The sequence below is a fragment of the Salibacterium salarium genome (assembly GCF_030813635.1).
Taxonomy (GTDB): Bacteria; Bacillota; Bacilli; order Bacillales; family Marinococcaceae; genus Salibacterium; species Salibacterium salarium.
Map to the genome: position 1 here is coordinate 985885 of NZ_JAUSUM010000001.1, position 14757 is coordinate 1000641.

The 14757-nt window shown below is 39.4% G+C and carries 12 protein-coding genes and 1 pseudogene; 10 read left to right on the forward strand and 3 right to left on the reverse strand.

Going from position 1 to position 14757, the window contains the following annotated elements; all coding sequences use genetic code 11:
* Window positions 1-114: 114 nt before the first annotated feature.
* Both tyrS and J2S78_RS04745 read left to right on the forward strand, forming a co-directional pair.
* The gene (tyrS, locus tag J2S78_RS04740) at window positions 115-1389 is read left to right on the forward strand and encodes a tyrosine--tRNA ligase (RefSeq protein ID WP_306896752.1); all 1275 of its coding nucleotides are present in this window, start codon (window positions 115-117) and stop codon (window positions 1387-1389) included.
* Window positions 1390-1518: 129 nt separating this feature from the next.
* A pseudogene (locus J2S78_RS04745) lies at window positions 1519-1845 on the forward strand (DUF3658 domain-containing protein); the annotation flags it as partial.
* Window positions 1846-1928: 83 nt separating this feature from the next.
* On the opposite strand, the gene rpsD reads toward J2S78_RS04745, so the two are convergent.
* Complete coding sequence (rpsD, locus tag J2S78_RS04750; protein ID WP_306896754.1) at window positions 1929-2531, reverse strand: 30S ribosomal protein S4; 603 nt, start codon at window positions 2529-2531, stop codon at window positions 1929-1931.
* A 454-nt stretch (window positions 2532-2985) separates the two neighbouring features.
* Here rpsD and J2S78_RS04755 point away from each other — a divergent pair, with 454 nt between their 5' ends.
* The gene (locus tag J2S78_RS04755; RefSeq protein ID WP_306896756.1) at window positions 2986-4746 is read left to right on the forward strand and encodes a sensor domain-containing diguanylate cyclase; all 1761 of its coding nucleotides are present in this window, start codon (window positions 2986-2988) and stop codon (window positions 4744-4746) included.
* Between the two features lie 150 nt (window positions 4747-4896).
* On the opposite strand, the gene msrC is transcribed toward J2S78_RS04755, so the two are convergent.
* The gene (gene msrC, locus J2S78_RS04760) at window positions 4897-5382 is read right to left on the reverse strand and encodes a free L-methionine (R)-S-oxide reductase MsrC (protein ID WP_306896758.1); all 486 of its coding nucleotides are present in this window, start codon (window positions 5380-5382) and stop codon (window positions 4897-4899) included.
* A 175-nt stretch (window positions 5383-5557) separates the two neighbouring features.
* Here msrC and refZ point away from each other — a divergent pair, with 175 nt between their 5' ends.
* Window positions 5558-6208, forward strand: a complete 651-nt coding sequence (gene refZ, locus J2S78_RS04765) for a forespore capture DNA-binding protein RefZ (protein WP_306896760.1) — start codon at window positions 5558-5560, stop codon at window positions 6206-6208.
* A gap of 13 nt (window positions 6209-6221) precedes the next feature.
* Here refZ and hisJ read toward each other — a convergent pair whose 3' ends face one another.
* A complete protein-coding gene (gene hisJ / locus J2S78_RS04770; protein WP_306896762.1) occupies window positions 6222-7019 on the reverse strand; it encodes a histidinol-phosphatase HisJ in 798 nt (265 codons plus the stop codon).
* A gap of 201 nt (window positions 7020-7220) precedes the next feature.
* Here hisJ and J2S78_RS04775 point away from each other — a divergent pair, with 201 nt between their 5' ends.
* The 6 genes from J2S78_RS04775 to sppA all read left to right on the forward strand — a co-directional run bounded on the left by J2S78_RS04775 (window position 7221) and on the right by sppA (window position 14751).
* On the forward strand, window positions 7221-8906 hold the full coding sequence (locus tag J2S78_RS04775) for a septation ring formation regulator EzrA (RefSeq protein WP_306896764.1): 1686 nt from the start codon (window positions 7221-7223) through the stop codon (window positions 8904-8906).
* Between the two features lie 107 nt (window positions 8907-9013).
* Window positions 9014-9454 (forward strand): hypothetical protein, encoded by a 441-nt coding sequence (locus J2S78_RS04780; protein WP_306896766.1) that lies wholly within the window; start codon window positions 9014-9016, stop codon window positions 9452-9454.
* A 206-nt stretch (window positions 9455-9660) separates the two neighbouring features.
* Complete coding sequence (locus J2S78_RS04785; protein WP_306896768.1) at window positions 9661-10812, forward strand: cysteine desulfurase family protein; 1152 nt, start codon at window positions 9661-9663, stop codon at window positions 10810-10812.
* The gene (thiI, locus tag J2S78_RS04790; RefSeq protein WP_306896995.1) at window positions 10809-12020 is read left to right on the forward strand and encodes a tRNA uracil 4-sulfurtransferase ThiI; all 1212 of its coding nucleotides are present in this window, start codon (window positions 10809-10811) and stop codon (window positions 12018-12020) included. Before J2S78_RS04785 ends, thiI begins: the two co-directional genes overlap by 4 nt.
* A gap of 113 nt (window positions 12021-12133) precedes the next feature.
* Entirely contained in the window at window positions 12134-13744 is a 1611-nt protein-coding gene (locus J2S78_RS04795) for an amidohydrolase (protein WP_306896769.1), read from the forward strand.
* A 2-nt stretch (window positions 13745-13746) separates the two neighbouring features.
* Entirely contained in the window at window positions 13747-14751 is a 1005-nt protein-coding gene (gene sppA, locus J2S78_RS04800) for a signal peptide peptidase SppA (RefSeq protein WP_306896771.1), read from the forward strand.
* Window positions 14752-14757 lie beyond the last annotated feature (6 nt).

Below are 14757 nucleotides of genomic sequence, written 5' to 3' on the forward strand. Positions count from 1 at the left end.
TCAAAGAAAATGTGTTTAAGCAGCAGCGTGAAGGCATATGTCAGAACGTACTCAAGACAGAAGTTATGACTATGATTTGTCGCTGACAGTCTTATTTAAAAAAGGAGTTAAAAAATGGATATCTTACAGAATTTAAAAAACAGAGGGTTAGTTAATCAAGTGACAGACGAAGAAGGGTTGCAAAAACTGTTAAATAATCAACAGGTAACCCTTTACTGCGGGTTTGATCCAACGGGGGATAGCTTACATGTTGGTCATCTGTTAACAATCATCACACTTCGGCGTTTTCAGCTAGCTGGCCATAAACCGTTGGCACTAGTTGGTGGCGCTACTGGCTTAATAGGTGATCCGAGCGGTAAAAAAGCAGAACGTACATTAAATGAAGAAGACGTTGTCCGAATGTATACAGATCGAATCAAGAACCAGCTTCAAAAGTACTTGGATTTTGAAGGAGGAGAAAAAGCGGAAGTTGTTAATAACTATGATTGGATAGGGAATATGTCTGTTACTTCCTTTTTAAGGGATGTTGGGAAGCATTTCAGTTTAAATTACATGTTAAGTAAGGAGTCGGTGGACTCTCGCATTCAATCTGGAATATCATTTACAGAGTTTAGCTACCAGATTTTGCAGTCGCTTGATTTCAACTATCTTTTTGATGAAAAAGGTTGTCAGCTTCAAATTGGTGGGAGTGATCAATGGGGAAACATTACAGCTGGCCTGGAACTTATTCGCCGGAGCAGAGAGACAGAGACAGAACAGGCAGAAGCTTATGGTTTTACAATTCCGCTTGTGACAAAGGCTGACGGAGAGAAATTCGGCAAATCAGAAGGTGGAGCAATTTGGCTTGATTCAGCTAAAACATCACCATACGAGTTTTACCAATTTCTCATTAATACGGATGATAGAGATGTCGTGACGTTTATCCGTTATTTCACCTTTCTAACAGAGGAAGAAATAAAAGAATTGGAGGAAGAAGTGAAGAATCAGCCGGAACAAAGGACAGCTCAACGCCGACTGGCTGAAGAAGTTACAACATTTGTTCACGGAGAAGAAGCGTTACAGCAAGCACAAAATATAACGCAAGCCCTCTTTGGCCGTGAAGGAAATATTAAAGAACTTACTGCAGCCGAAATTGAACAAGGCTTTAAAGATGTACCAGCTCATGTGGTAGAAGGAAATGAAATAGGACTCGTCGAATTGCTTGTTGAAGCGGGGATTGTATCATCGAAGCGTCAGGCAAGAGAAGACGTAACCAACGGTGCAGTGTACATTAACGGGGACCGCTGTCAGGAATTAGATAAAGTTGTGGGTGCTGCAGATAAAATTGATGAAGCTTTTACGGTTATCCGACGTGGAAAGAAAAAATACTTTTTGATTCAATACAAATAATAGGCCTATATGTGATATCTCCCCGACAGGCAGAAGTCTATCTTCCTCGAGGGGAGAGTTTTTTATGTCTTTGACGGTACGTAAAAAAGATGTCATTTTCATACGCTATAGGAGGCTCAAGAAGAACGGAAATATTTTGAGGAGGAATGGGGAGAGTTATCTACGACACAAGAAGTTTTAAGGATATGGAGAAATAACGAAGTATTCAGTGTTGATGACGACTATTATGATAACTATATAATTAATACAGCTAAAACGTTACATAACGAACGGAATGATAGGGAGTGGATAAAATCAGCACGATTGGTTGGTGGGGGAATGGGACACTTAAATCAATATATTGGGGACGAATACTTTGAGTATAGATTAAGACACTTAATAATAAACGAAATTTTTGAAATGAAAGGTGTTCCAAAAGCAATGAGATTTTATAGTGTGAGACTTCGGTCAATCTAACCGACAATAAATAAAGAGCCCTTGAAACGTTGATATAACAACATTCAAGGGCTCTTTCTGCGTTAACCTGCAACATGTGCAGATTAACGGGAATAGAATTCAACGATAAGCGCTTCTGTAATTTCAGAAGGAAGCTCAGAACGTTCAGGATAACGGCTGTACACGCCTTCCATTTTATCCTCATCAAATGTTAGATATTCTGGAACAAAGCTACTAGCTTCAAGAGCGTCTTTTACAGCGGAAAGGTTGCGGGATTTTTCGCGCAATCCAATCGTTTGTCCAGGTTTCAAGCGGTAAGAAGGAACGTCAACGCGTCCTCCATCAACTGTCACGTGACCGTGTGTCACGAGCTGGCGGGCAGCTTTACGCGTACGCGCAAGTCCGAGACGATACACGATATTGTCGAGACGAGACTCCAACAAAATCAAGAAGTTTTCACCATGAACCCCTGGAAGATTACCAGCTTGTTTGAATGTGCGGAGAAATTGTCTTTCATTCAACCCGTACATATAACGAAGCTTTTGTTTTTCTTGAAGCTGTTCTCCGTATTCGGAAAGCTTTCTGCGTTGTGTTGGGCCATGCTCACCTGGTGGGTAAGGGCGCTTTTCTAATTCTTTTCCCGTTCCGCTTAAGGAAACACCAAAGCGGCGGGATTTTTTCCAAGTAGGTCCTGTATAACGTGCCATACAAGAACGCCTCCTTTTATTTGTAAAAGTATTGGAAAAAAACAACGTTGACAATCTCTTGACATGCCCATTTTGTTTTCAAGTATCTTCGCCTCGACAGCTAGAGGTTACACAATACACCTAACATTAGTCTTGCAGCCGCATAATGTAAGGAACAAAATGACAAGGGTGCACACACCAAGTTTGTCCGGGCTGTCTTTTTACACAAAAGCCATTATATATTTTTGAGAGCATAAAGTCAACATGGCGCAATCTATTAAACTTATTAAAATAATTTGTTTCATTTCAAAAAAATACAAGAAATGTTTTGGAAAATAAGTTATAATAATTATTATAGATAATAGTCACAGGTCAAATGGTTCATTACGTATTGATTAGTTAAAAAGTCCTTGTTCCTGAAAACAGTGTACAGATACTTAATTCATAGGCAATATGCTATACGGTGGTGTGAAAAATGAAAAAAGATATCTATTTATCTGAAGAAGAGGCACAATACCGGGAAATGTGGGAAAACGTCCTTCCTACAAACAACATGCAAACGGTTTTAGGTCCATGTATCTTTTATCTTAAGGATAGTAATCGTCACATTTTATCTACGTTCCATACAGAACAAGCGCCGAATGCCGTTAAACAGCAGGCAGGGTTGATAGAAGTAATGGAAGAAATGCATAAATCGGAAGAAAAGACTATATGCTTCGGACCAACTGATTGGAAAGTTGGTATCATAGGAGATAATCCTGAAAAACAGGTATTACAAGCATTTTTAACGGCGTTGGTTCCGTCTGTGAAAAGATGGCTGACGGATAAAGCACCGAACCTGCAATATGCTGCACAAAAACGGAATGATTTAATGATTCAAGTAACGAAAAAATTCCATTCTTCCATGAAAGCAGATGCAGTATTAAAGGAAATTGTAAAGGCTTTGGAATTTATTTACCCGTCTAGCCGTATAACTCTTCACCTAGCTCAAGATTGGGAAGTACATACGGATCTAGCACATATTGATTGTTCCTTCGGGTTCCATAATTTGAATGAAAAAATGAAGCAAACTTACCTAGTCGGACAAATGCAGGTAGAAGAAACTAGGGATTGGAACGTTTCTGTCATTTATATTCCGTTGCGGGGAAAGCAAGGTGTATATGGGGTACTTAGTATGGAAGCGGCGCGGTCTCTTGTGAAGGATGAGAAAGAAAGGGAATATATTAAAACACTTGCTGATACAGGGGGGAACGCTCTAGAAAATGCAGAGCTGTATCAGCAGTCCCGGACGTTAATTAAGGACCTGCAGTTAATAAATGAAACGTCTCATATTCTCAATTCACGTTTAAAAATTGAAGAAACTGTGCAAAGCATGCAAAAGCAAATTAAAAAATTTATTCCAGAAAGTCAAGTAGGATTTATACTGATAGATGACGTACGTAATTTGAGAATTCTTAATGATTCCTATTTTAATGATTCCAATCAACTTGAAACGATATACCGTGTCATGGATCGATTCGAACGGGATCAAGATTCCATTTTTATTAGTGATTTAAATGATGAATCCGCCTATCAATTTTCAGGATACAGGTCTATGATGGCTGGGCCGATGAAACAAAGTGGTGAACTGAAAGGTGCAGTTATCGTTCTTGGAGAGGTACCTAATGCATTTACATTTCACCAGTTTAAATTGATGCAGTCATTGATTCATCATTCTACCCTAGCTTTTATGAATGCCGTCTTACATGAAAAACTTGAAACATTGGTTATTACAGATCATTTGACGAAGCTTCATTCTCGTCACCATTTGGATGAATGTGTTAGAGATTCGCTGAATAATGAAACCCAAGGTACTTTTTTGTTGTTTGATATTGATAATTTTAAAAATGTCAACGATAATTACGGGCACCAAACTGGGGATAGTATTATTATTCAAGTAGGGCGCATTATTGAAGATAATATTAGAAGTGGTGATGTTGCGGCGAGGTGGGGCGGTGAGGAATTAGCTGTTTATCTTCCACAAGCTTCTGCAGATTCTGGATGGAAAGTAGCTGAACGCATAGTTAAAAACGTAGAAGAAGCCTCGGCTCCACCTGTTACTATTTCATGCGGAGCTACAACTTGGGAGCAAGAAGAACAAATAACCCTCGATGACTTATTTCAACGAGCCGATCAAGCTTTATATCAGGCAAAACGAAGTGGAAAAAACCAAGTAGTATATGAAATGAAGTCATAAAAAAGGAACTGCCCTGGACGCTTTTCTAAAAATAAAAGCAACCGTGATGAATGAACTGTAACCCGAATAATGGACACTTGAAAAAAAGTGCCCTTATTCGGTTTTTTTGTAAGGTAAGAGTCCAATACAGGTTTCTTACTAAAATTTTCATTAAATATAGTTTTGTAATGTTTGGACAAACGATTCAAGATAGCTTTCTTCCTCAGGAGTAAAGCGATGATAGTGAGGACTATCAATGTCGAGCACACCGAGTAATTGATCATTTTTTATGATTGGTATGACAATTTCTGAGCAGGAAGCAGCATCACAGGCAATATGACCGGGAAATTGGGTAACATCTCCAACCCTAGTTGTTTTTCTTTCGCTGGCACTCGTTCCGCAAACACCTTTACCCATTGGAATTCTGATACAAGCGGGCAAACCTTGGAATGGTCCAAGCACCAATTCTTGATCTTGCGGCTGATACAAATAAAAGCCAACCCAGTTTACGTTATTTAGAAACTGGTTTAATAAAGCGGCGGCATTGGCAAGATTAGCAATTTGATTGGATTCTCCCTCTAACAGAGAGGCTAGTTGTTTTGTTACGGATTGATAAGATTCTTCCAGCGAACCGTTGTATTGTATTGATTGAAACATATCTTATTCTCTCCTTTGTTATCTTTATTATTTTGGTAGTATATCATAGAAAAAAATGATACGTCTCTTATTTCCTACTGCAAAAAACAAACGAAATTGTCGAGAACTTTTTAAAGGGAAAGGCGGCTGTGTGAAGGAATGTAGTAGTAAAGGTTTCTAATAAGGAGGTTTGTCATTGACCAGAGATAAAATGTTAGAAGCTGCTACGATTTTGTTTACAAGTAGAGGATTTGATGGAACGTCCGTGCGTGAAATCGCAAAAAAAACTGGGGTGAATTTGTCCCTTGTTTCTTACCATTTTGGAGGGAAACAAGGATTATTGGAAGCATTAATGGTAGATTTTTTAGAAGGGTATATAGAAAGTTTGGAACAAGTGATGAAAAAAAAGTGTTCTAACGCGTTTGAAACATTGATGGACATGGCCGAGAGTAGTTTGTTATATATGCAGCACCGGCACTTGCGGGCGCGTTTCGTACTTCGGGAAATGACTCTTGATTCAACTCTTATTCGCGAGGTAACGAGCACATATCTCATGAAAGAAAAACATTTATATTCCATCGTGTTGAAGAAGGGAGTACAGGAAGGGGTCTTTGAATCTGAACCGTTACATTGGACGATGATGCATCTAAGAAACATGATTTTGATGCCTTTTTTACACCACCAATATGTACGAGAAGTTTTTCACATGAACCCTCAAGAGCCGCCTTTTGTTACATTGTATCAAAAACAGGTACGACAATGGGCGTCCAAAGCGTTATTAAAAAAGGAAGGAAGAGACGACTCATTTCATCCTCCCATCCCTAAAGTCAATGCAGCATCTAGGTAGATAGACCCAACTATCAAATAGATATCATTTGGTGAACGCCTTGCATCATATCTGCTGATCGATGAGCATCCGAACCATAAATAAGAGGGATGCCTCTTTTTTTTGCCTGCCAGGCTATATCGTTAGAAGGATAAGGTTCACCACATAGTGGTTTAGCAGTACCGGCGCCGTTGTAATCAATTGCCATCTCTTGTTGGTGAATGCGTTCTAGAACAGGGGCTATATGTTTGTTAATATTCATATTTGGAAATTGTTGGTGGAACTTTCTGATGAGTGTCATATGCCCAATTCGTTTAGGCTTATAAAAACCTAAATCACTTTCGATAGAATAGAGCAGTGTTTGAAAATACAGCTGCGCTGCTTTTTCGGTGGATCCCGTTCTTTCTATTAATTCAGCAAAACTGTCTACACTATAATCAATACACGTATAGGATTCCCCGGCTTTCAAAAAATGAACCGATAAAATACTGTCGTCAAGCTTAGGACCAATCTCCCTCAGAAATTCCGCCGTTTCTTTTTCAAACCCTTCAATATAATCTATTTCGAGTCCGGTTAAAATAGTAATATCTTGTTTGTATTCTTTTTTTAATGTACCTATTGTATCCATGTATTCCTCCAACTGGTCAAATGGCATGGAACTATCTTTTTCAGGGACAGGATCATGAAACCCCTCAGGCAATGGGGCATGTTCTGTAAATGTTATTGTTTGTAACCCGTTTAATATAGCTTGCTCAATATAAGAGTGGAAAGAATCCGCGGACCCGTGTGGACAGAATGGTGTGTGGATGTGTCCGTCCCGATTAATCGACATATTATCTCCTCCAACTTTATTCCCAGCATAAAAATTTGTAATTTTATTATAGATTTCCCACATGATAAGTATTTCCATGTTATCATAAAGGTATCTTTCAGAAATAAGGATTTATTAAAAATCTAGCAAAATAAGCAGGAATATAACGAAAAATGCCGAAAATGGACTATATACAAGTGACGGGAACTGGAGTGAAGACTCATGATATATTATGTGATATTAATACTGGCCTTACTAATTGCAGGCGTTATTATTTACGGTGCACTGTATCGACGAAACATTTACAAAGCTGTGGATCGTCTTGAAAGTTGGAAAACAAAGATTGCCAATAAGCCAGTAGCAGACGAAATTTCCAAAGTAAAAGGGCTGACGATGTCAGGAGAAACAGAAGAAAAGTTTGAAGAATGGCGCAAAGAGTGGGATGACATCCTTGGTATCCAGCTTCCGAATGTGGAAGAAGCGCTGTTTGATATTGAAGAATGGGCTAATAAATATCGATTTCGAACATCGAAAGTTCATATTGAAGGTGTGGAACAACAACTTCAAGACATTGATACACATATAGCAGCCATTTTTCAAGAAGTGGAACAGCTTATACATAGTGAAGAAGAAAACCGCACAGGTATTACCGATAAGCAGAAACAATATGAGAATATGCGTCAATTCCTTTCCCAAAACTGGCTTTCTTTAGGGAAAGCAGCTCTTATTTTGGAGAAAAGATGTAAGGAGATGGAGAAGTCTTTCTCTGCCTTTTATGAAGAAAGAGAAGCGGGTAATTACAAAAAAGCGAATCAGATCTTAAATCAACTGCATGAAGAAATGACTGCGGAAGAAGAACGAATGCATGCTGTTCCAGCTATGTTGGTGGAGATTGAAAAAGATTTACCAGAGGAATGTAAGGAACTAGAACAAGGTATTGAAGAGATGGAAGCAGACGGCTACAAAGTTGACCATTATAATTTCAGGACTCGTATCCGTGAATCGCAAGAAGCATTTACGGAAATGACAAAGGCTGTTTCTAACCTTGAACTAGAAGGGATTCAAGATCGAATAAAAGAAATTCGCAGTTTTATAGAAGAAGCCTTTAATACATTAGAAAAAGAAGTAGAAGCCCGCCGTTATGTTGAAGAACAGACACCGGAAGCAAAACAAGAATTAGTACAATTAGAAGAGCAAATCAATGAACTTGAACAGGAACGAGAAAAAGTACAAGCTAGTTACCGTATTCCGGATGAGGAACAACAGCGTCAGGAAAAAACGGCGAAAAATTTACAAGCTACTTTTCAACAATGGCGCGTTTTTGAAGATGTGAAAGAACATCAAAAGCAGTCGTTTTCTGGTCTGAAAAAGACGTTGGAACAAATAAAAAAAGAAATTAATAATCTCGAAAAAAGCATACGAGGATCAAAAGAAAAGCTGTATACTCTCCGTAAGGATGAAGTAAAAGCGTTAGAAATGTTAAAGAACCTACGTCGTCAATTATTAAGGGACCAGATGACGCTGCAGCGTTCTTTTCTTCCGAAAGTCCCATCTTCTCTCTTGAACGAAATAGATGCAGCAGAGGAACGGCTTGAGGCAGCGGCATCTATTTTAGAAGAAGTTCCCGTTGAAATAGGAAGAGTGAATGGGTCTGTGGAAGATGCTGAACATCATGTGAACAAAGTTCATCAACAGCTGAAGGCAACGATGGAACAAGCTCGCTTTGCTGAACGTGCTATACAATATGGAAATAAGTACAGAAGTAGTTCCGCCGCTGTCGAAGAAGCTTTATTACAGGCAGAAAATTACTTCAGAAAAGGATATTATGATGAAGCCGTTAGTACGGCAATACAAGCCATAGAACAAAAAGAACCAAATGCGGTAGATAAAATTAATGCTTTAGCATAGAATGGCCAGAATAGGTCTTTATTACTGATTGCGTTATACGACCTACAAAAGTCCTTTGTTTTTGGTTGATTAAGTGATATAATAGTCACGTGCGAAGGAGGGCGATTATGAAGCCGTTTTATGTGATAGGTGTTGCAGTACTTGTGTGTTTTACAATTATCGGAACGGCCGCGACGATTCTCCTTTATGATAGTGCGGACGATAGTAATAGTAAAACGGAAACAAAATCAACAGAAGAGCTAGCCGGAGAACTGGATGAGGCACTCGGAGTTGATTCGTCCGAAGAAAAGTCAGACGAGAGTAGTTCAACAATAAAAGACAGTCAAACAGAACAACAAAACAACACAGATGATGAAGCAGAGGAATCGGAAAAACAAGAAGGTACAGAAACGGTAACCGATAAAGACCGTTCTGTAGCATTGGCATCAGCTCCGTCATCAGAGGATATAAATGAATCTGTTAGAACAACAGAATCTAGCGCTATTTCCCTAGGACCGGACGATGAAAGCGTACCGATAGATGAACTGATGAAAATAATAAATGAATAACAGGTAATCGGTGCTAGCTGCCCTAATGAATAGGGCAGCTTTTTGTAGGTTCTTGAAAAAATTTAGTAAACGTCGACAAAATGCAGAATATAAGAATGTTGTTATATTTCTTTAGATAAAAAAATGTGTTACTATTTATTGTTGCATTGTCCTTCGTTCAATGAAAAAAATGTAATATATAAAATAGAAATAAAGGGGTAAAACCTATGGTTTATTTAGATAATAGTGCTACGACAAAACCATGGACAGAAGTACTTGATACATTTTATAAAGCTGCCTCTTCTTACTACGGTAATCCTTCTTCTTTACATCATCCCGGTTTGGAAGCAGAAACGTTAATGCAAAAAGCAAGAGAATCTTTAGCTTCCCTGCTTCATACAAAACCGGAAGAGTTAGTGTATACTTCTGGAGGTACAGAAAGTAACAACCTGGCTATAAAAGGGATAGCAATGAAACATCGAGATAGAGGTCAACATCTAGTTACCTCAACCGTAGAGCATCCCTCCGTTAAAGAAGCATTTCTAGAACTAGAGTCATTCGGTTTTGATGTGACTTATGTACCTGTAGATGCAAGGGGGCGGATTGACCCTGAAGAAGTGGAGAACGCGGTAAGAGAAGATACGACTCTCGTTTCTATCATTCATGTGAATAATGAAATAGGTACTATTCAGCCAATTGAAGAAATTGGCCGTCGTCTTGCCCGTTATCCGAAACTGTATTTTCATACTGATCATGTGCAGGGAGCCGCTCATGTTCCACTCGATTTAAGTCAATCTTTCGTAGATTTATGTACGATATCTGGTCACAAATTTCATGGGTTAAAAGGGACTGGGGCTTTATATACGAAACAAGGGGTATATCTCTCTTCGTTATTTCATGGTGGAACGCAAGAACAGGCTGCACGTGCAGGAACGGAAAATGTACCAGGTATAGTAGCAATGTCTAAAGCACTTCGTATGTCGAGAGAAAAGCAGTCTGATGATAAAGGACGTCTTTCATCTTTAAAAGAGTACTTGATGGAGAGATTACAAAAGATAGACGGAGCCATAGTGAATACACCAATATATGGATCCGCTCCGCATATTATCAATGTCTCTTTTCCAGAGATGAAACCGGAAGTGTTGGTGCAAGAATTAACAAGGCACTCCATTCACGTTTCGACCAAATCTGCATGTTCTTCTAAACTTCAAGAACCGAGCGCAGTAATAAAAGCAGCAGGTCTAGGAGAAAAACGGGCAGCTAGTGCGATAAGAATCAGTTTTTCGTTCGACACAACTCAGGAAGAAATTGATAGACTGTTGGCAGTATTAAATAGCAACGTACCAGAAATGCAAAAAGTAATGGGAGAGAAGAAATAATGCGTTATGATCATATTTTAGTTCGATACGGCGAACTAGCTTTAAAAGGGAAAAACCGAACGGAATTTGAAAATAAATTAAAACGGAACATTCAATACGCCATTCAAGATTTTCCTACTGCAAAGGTGAAAAAGACATATGGACGCATGATGATTGAATTAAATAATGAGAATCCAGAAAAGGTGATGGAACCTCTTAAGCACGTTTTCGGATTGTCTTCATTTAGTTTAGCGATGAAATCTCCGAATGAAATCGAACAAATAAAAGAAACCGCACTACAAGCTTTTTTACAGCATGATGGAAAAAAAAGAACATTTAAAGTGAATGCGCGCCGTGCCTTCAAACCTTTTCCGATTTCTTCGCAAGAAGCTAATCAGATCATCGGTGGGCATATTTTATCCAACACAGAAGATGTTACAGTCGATGTTCATCATCCTGATATTGAAGTAAATGTAGAAATTCGGGAACAAGGCACGTATGTTACGTGCGGTCGTGTAGAAGGTTCAGGTGGATTGCCAGTAGGAACGGCTGGGAAAGTAATGCTCATGCTTTCGGGTGGCATAGATAGCCCGGTGGCCGGTTATCTCGCTATGAAAAGAGGGGCAGAGCTAGAGGCTGTCCATTTTCACAGTCCTCCTTATACAAATGAAAGAGCTCGCAAGAAAGTAGAAGACTTAACTGAAATGCTCACGACGTTCGGAGGTCCTGTTACATTACATGTCGTCCCATTCACGGAACTGCAAAAGGCGATTCACGCTAATATTCACTCGAATTATGCGATGACGATTATGCGTCGAATGATGCTTCGTATCACAGAACAAATAGCAGAAAACCGAAATATTAAGGCTCTTGCAAATGGAGAAAGTTTAGGTCAAGTTGCTTCACAAACGCTAGAAAGTATGCACACGATAAATGAAGTAACGAATCTCCCTATTTTGCGCCCACTTGTTACAATGGATAAGCAGGAAGTAATTGAGATATCTGAAAAAATCGGCACTTATCCTATTTCAATTCTCCCTTATGAAGATTGCTGTACGATTTTTCTGCCGACAAACTCTGTCACAAAACCACGCCGTGATAAAGCGTCGCGTTTTGAAGAAGCTTTTGAATTTCAATCGTATGTGGAAGAAGCAGTGGCTAATACAGAAACGATAACATTCGGGAGAGGTCAACAGAAAACAAATCAAGACATGGATGATTTGTTATAAAATATGCCCCCTGTTTATGAGATAGATAGGGGGTTCAATTTATAATATTCTTTTAGATAAAAGTGAAACATTTGCTATATGTTACCCGTAAAAGGTAGAAGGGGGCGCTAGGCATGGGGCGACTTTGGTATAATGGATCTATTTATACGATGGAACACGAAGACAGCATCACAGAGGCAGTTTATACCGAAAGCGGCTGGATTAAAGCAACAGGAACTAAAGAAATGCTGGAAAGAGAATATCAGCCTGCAGAAGAAATAAATTTGCAGGGTGCTGCTATGTATCCTGGTTTTACCGATAGTCATTTACATATGCTTGGTCTTGGGGAAACGATGTTAAGTTTAGATTTGTCTGATATTACTTCTGCCACTGAGATGAAGCAAGCGTTGCAAAAACGTACAGAATCTCTAAAAAGTGGAGAATGGTTAATAGGAGAAGGCTGGAATGAAAATAATTTTTCAGATCGGAAAATTTTCCACAGGACAGAACTTGATGAAATTGCTCCAAATAATCCGATGTTGCTGACAAGAATATGTAGGCACGCTTCCTTAGTCAATTCTGCTGCCTTAAAAAAAGCTGATATTACAAAGGATACCACTAATCCTGAAGGTGGTATTATTGTTAGGGATGAAGACGGAGAAGCAACGGGCTACCTACTCGATCAAGCTGCTGATTTGGTGAAAAAAATTCTACCTCCTGTGAAAGATGAACAGTTGCGTGCTGCACTGCGTATGGCTGTTTCGTCAATGCTTGAACAAGGCTTGACTGGCGGACATACGGAAGACTTGAATTATTACGGTAGTTTTCAACGAACCTTTCGTGCTTTCCAAGATGTGATAAACGAGAACGGGATAAAATTTCGAACAAACTTGCTCGTTCATCACGGCGTACTAAACGACATGAAAGAACTCGGCTATAAATATGGAAGAATTGACGACTATTTATCTTTTGGAGCAGTTAAAATTTTTGCCGATGGGGCGATTGGCGGTAGAACCGCTCTTTTGAGAAGTCCATATTATGATGATCCAGAAACATCAGGTGTAGCCATTCATTCAAAAGATGGATTAAAACATATTGTAAAAGAAGCCCGTGCGTCAAATATGCCGGTAGCGATTCACGTTATCGGGGACTTAGCCTTAGAATATGCGGTAGAAGCTTTAGAAGAATACCCTCCACCGGAAGGGGAAAAAGATAGGCTGATTCACGCACAAATAACACCGAATGATTTAGTGGAACGTCTGCAAAACTTGGCAGTTACTTTTGACTTGCAGCCCCGGTTTGTATTATCTGACTTTCCATGGGTGGAAGAAAGGCTTGGTGAGGAACGACTTCATCACTCATTTGCCTGGAAAACGTTGTTGGACGCAGGTCTTCATTGCGCCGGTAGTTCTGATGCCCCTATCGAACCGGTTAGCCCTTTGCAGGGAATCCATGCCGCCATCTCTAGAAAATTACCAACAGATACTACTCATCAAGGGTATATTCCCGCTCAAAAGTTAACTCGGTTTGAAGCAGTATCCTTATACACGAAGGGAAGTGCTGCTGCGGTAGGGAAAGAAAACGAATTAGGAAAAATTGCAGCGGGATACCGTGCCGATTTTACGATACTGGAAGAAGATATTTTTCATATTCCGCTCGATAGCATCGTACATGTTTCTATAGCAGGAACAGTCATTGAAGGTGAATTTCAGTACGGTACAGCGAAAGAACAGAGGAGGAAATAAGATTGAACGGAAAAAGATGGATAGCTTTAGGAATTGCAGCTTTATTGTTTATAGTATCACTAGGTTTTCAGTTTGCAGGGTCGGTTATTACTACGAATATGGAAGATTTTTTTGCAAGTAGTGAAAACGGCGTTCAGGAACAAGTGATGGAAACAGGTTCAGCAGGTTCCGGAAAAATTGCCGTCATTGATTTACAAGGAACGATTCAAGATACTGGACAAACACCAGGGTTTATGAGTTCTGGGACTTACAATCATCGTCAATTTTTACGGACGTTAGAAACAGCCGGGGAAGATGCGATGGTTGATGGCATTATCCTAAGAGTGAATACACCGGGCGGAGGTGTTGTAGAAAGCGCAGAAATTCACGAAAAAATCGTAGATATTAAAGAAAAAACAGATACTCCTATTTATGTTTCCATGGGAAATACAGCTGCCTCTGGCGGTTATTATGTATCAGCGCCTGCTGATAAAATTGTTGCTCATCCAGCAACCGTTACTGGTTCTATCGGAGTTATTATGCAAAGCATTAATTACTCTGATTTAGCGGATGAACTTGGTGTCGAATTTGAAACGATTAAGAGTGGAGAATTTAAAGACATTATGTCAGGGAATCGCGACATGACAGAAGATGAAGAAGAAATCTTGCAAACACTCGTTGATGATTTTTATTCAGATTTTGTTGGCGTCATAGCCGATGGTCGCGATATGTCAGAAGAGAAAGTGCGTGAAATCGGAGACGGCCGTGTTTATTCTGGGTCTCAAGCAAAAGAAAATGGATTGGTTGATGATCTTGGAACACTTGATGATACTATAGCCATGATGGCAGAAGAGGAAGGGATGAATAATCCTAACGTCGTACGTTACCAAGCCGAAGCGTTTAATTTTAATCAATTTCTTGGAACGTCAGCGCGGAGTTTGTTTGTGAACGACGCAGATTTATTTGGTATTAAACAATTGTTAATGGATTCAGAAACACCACGTGCCATGTATCTATACACAGAATAAGGAGGT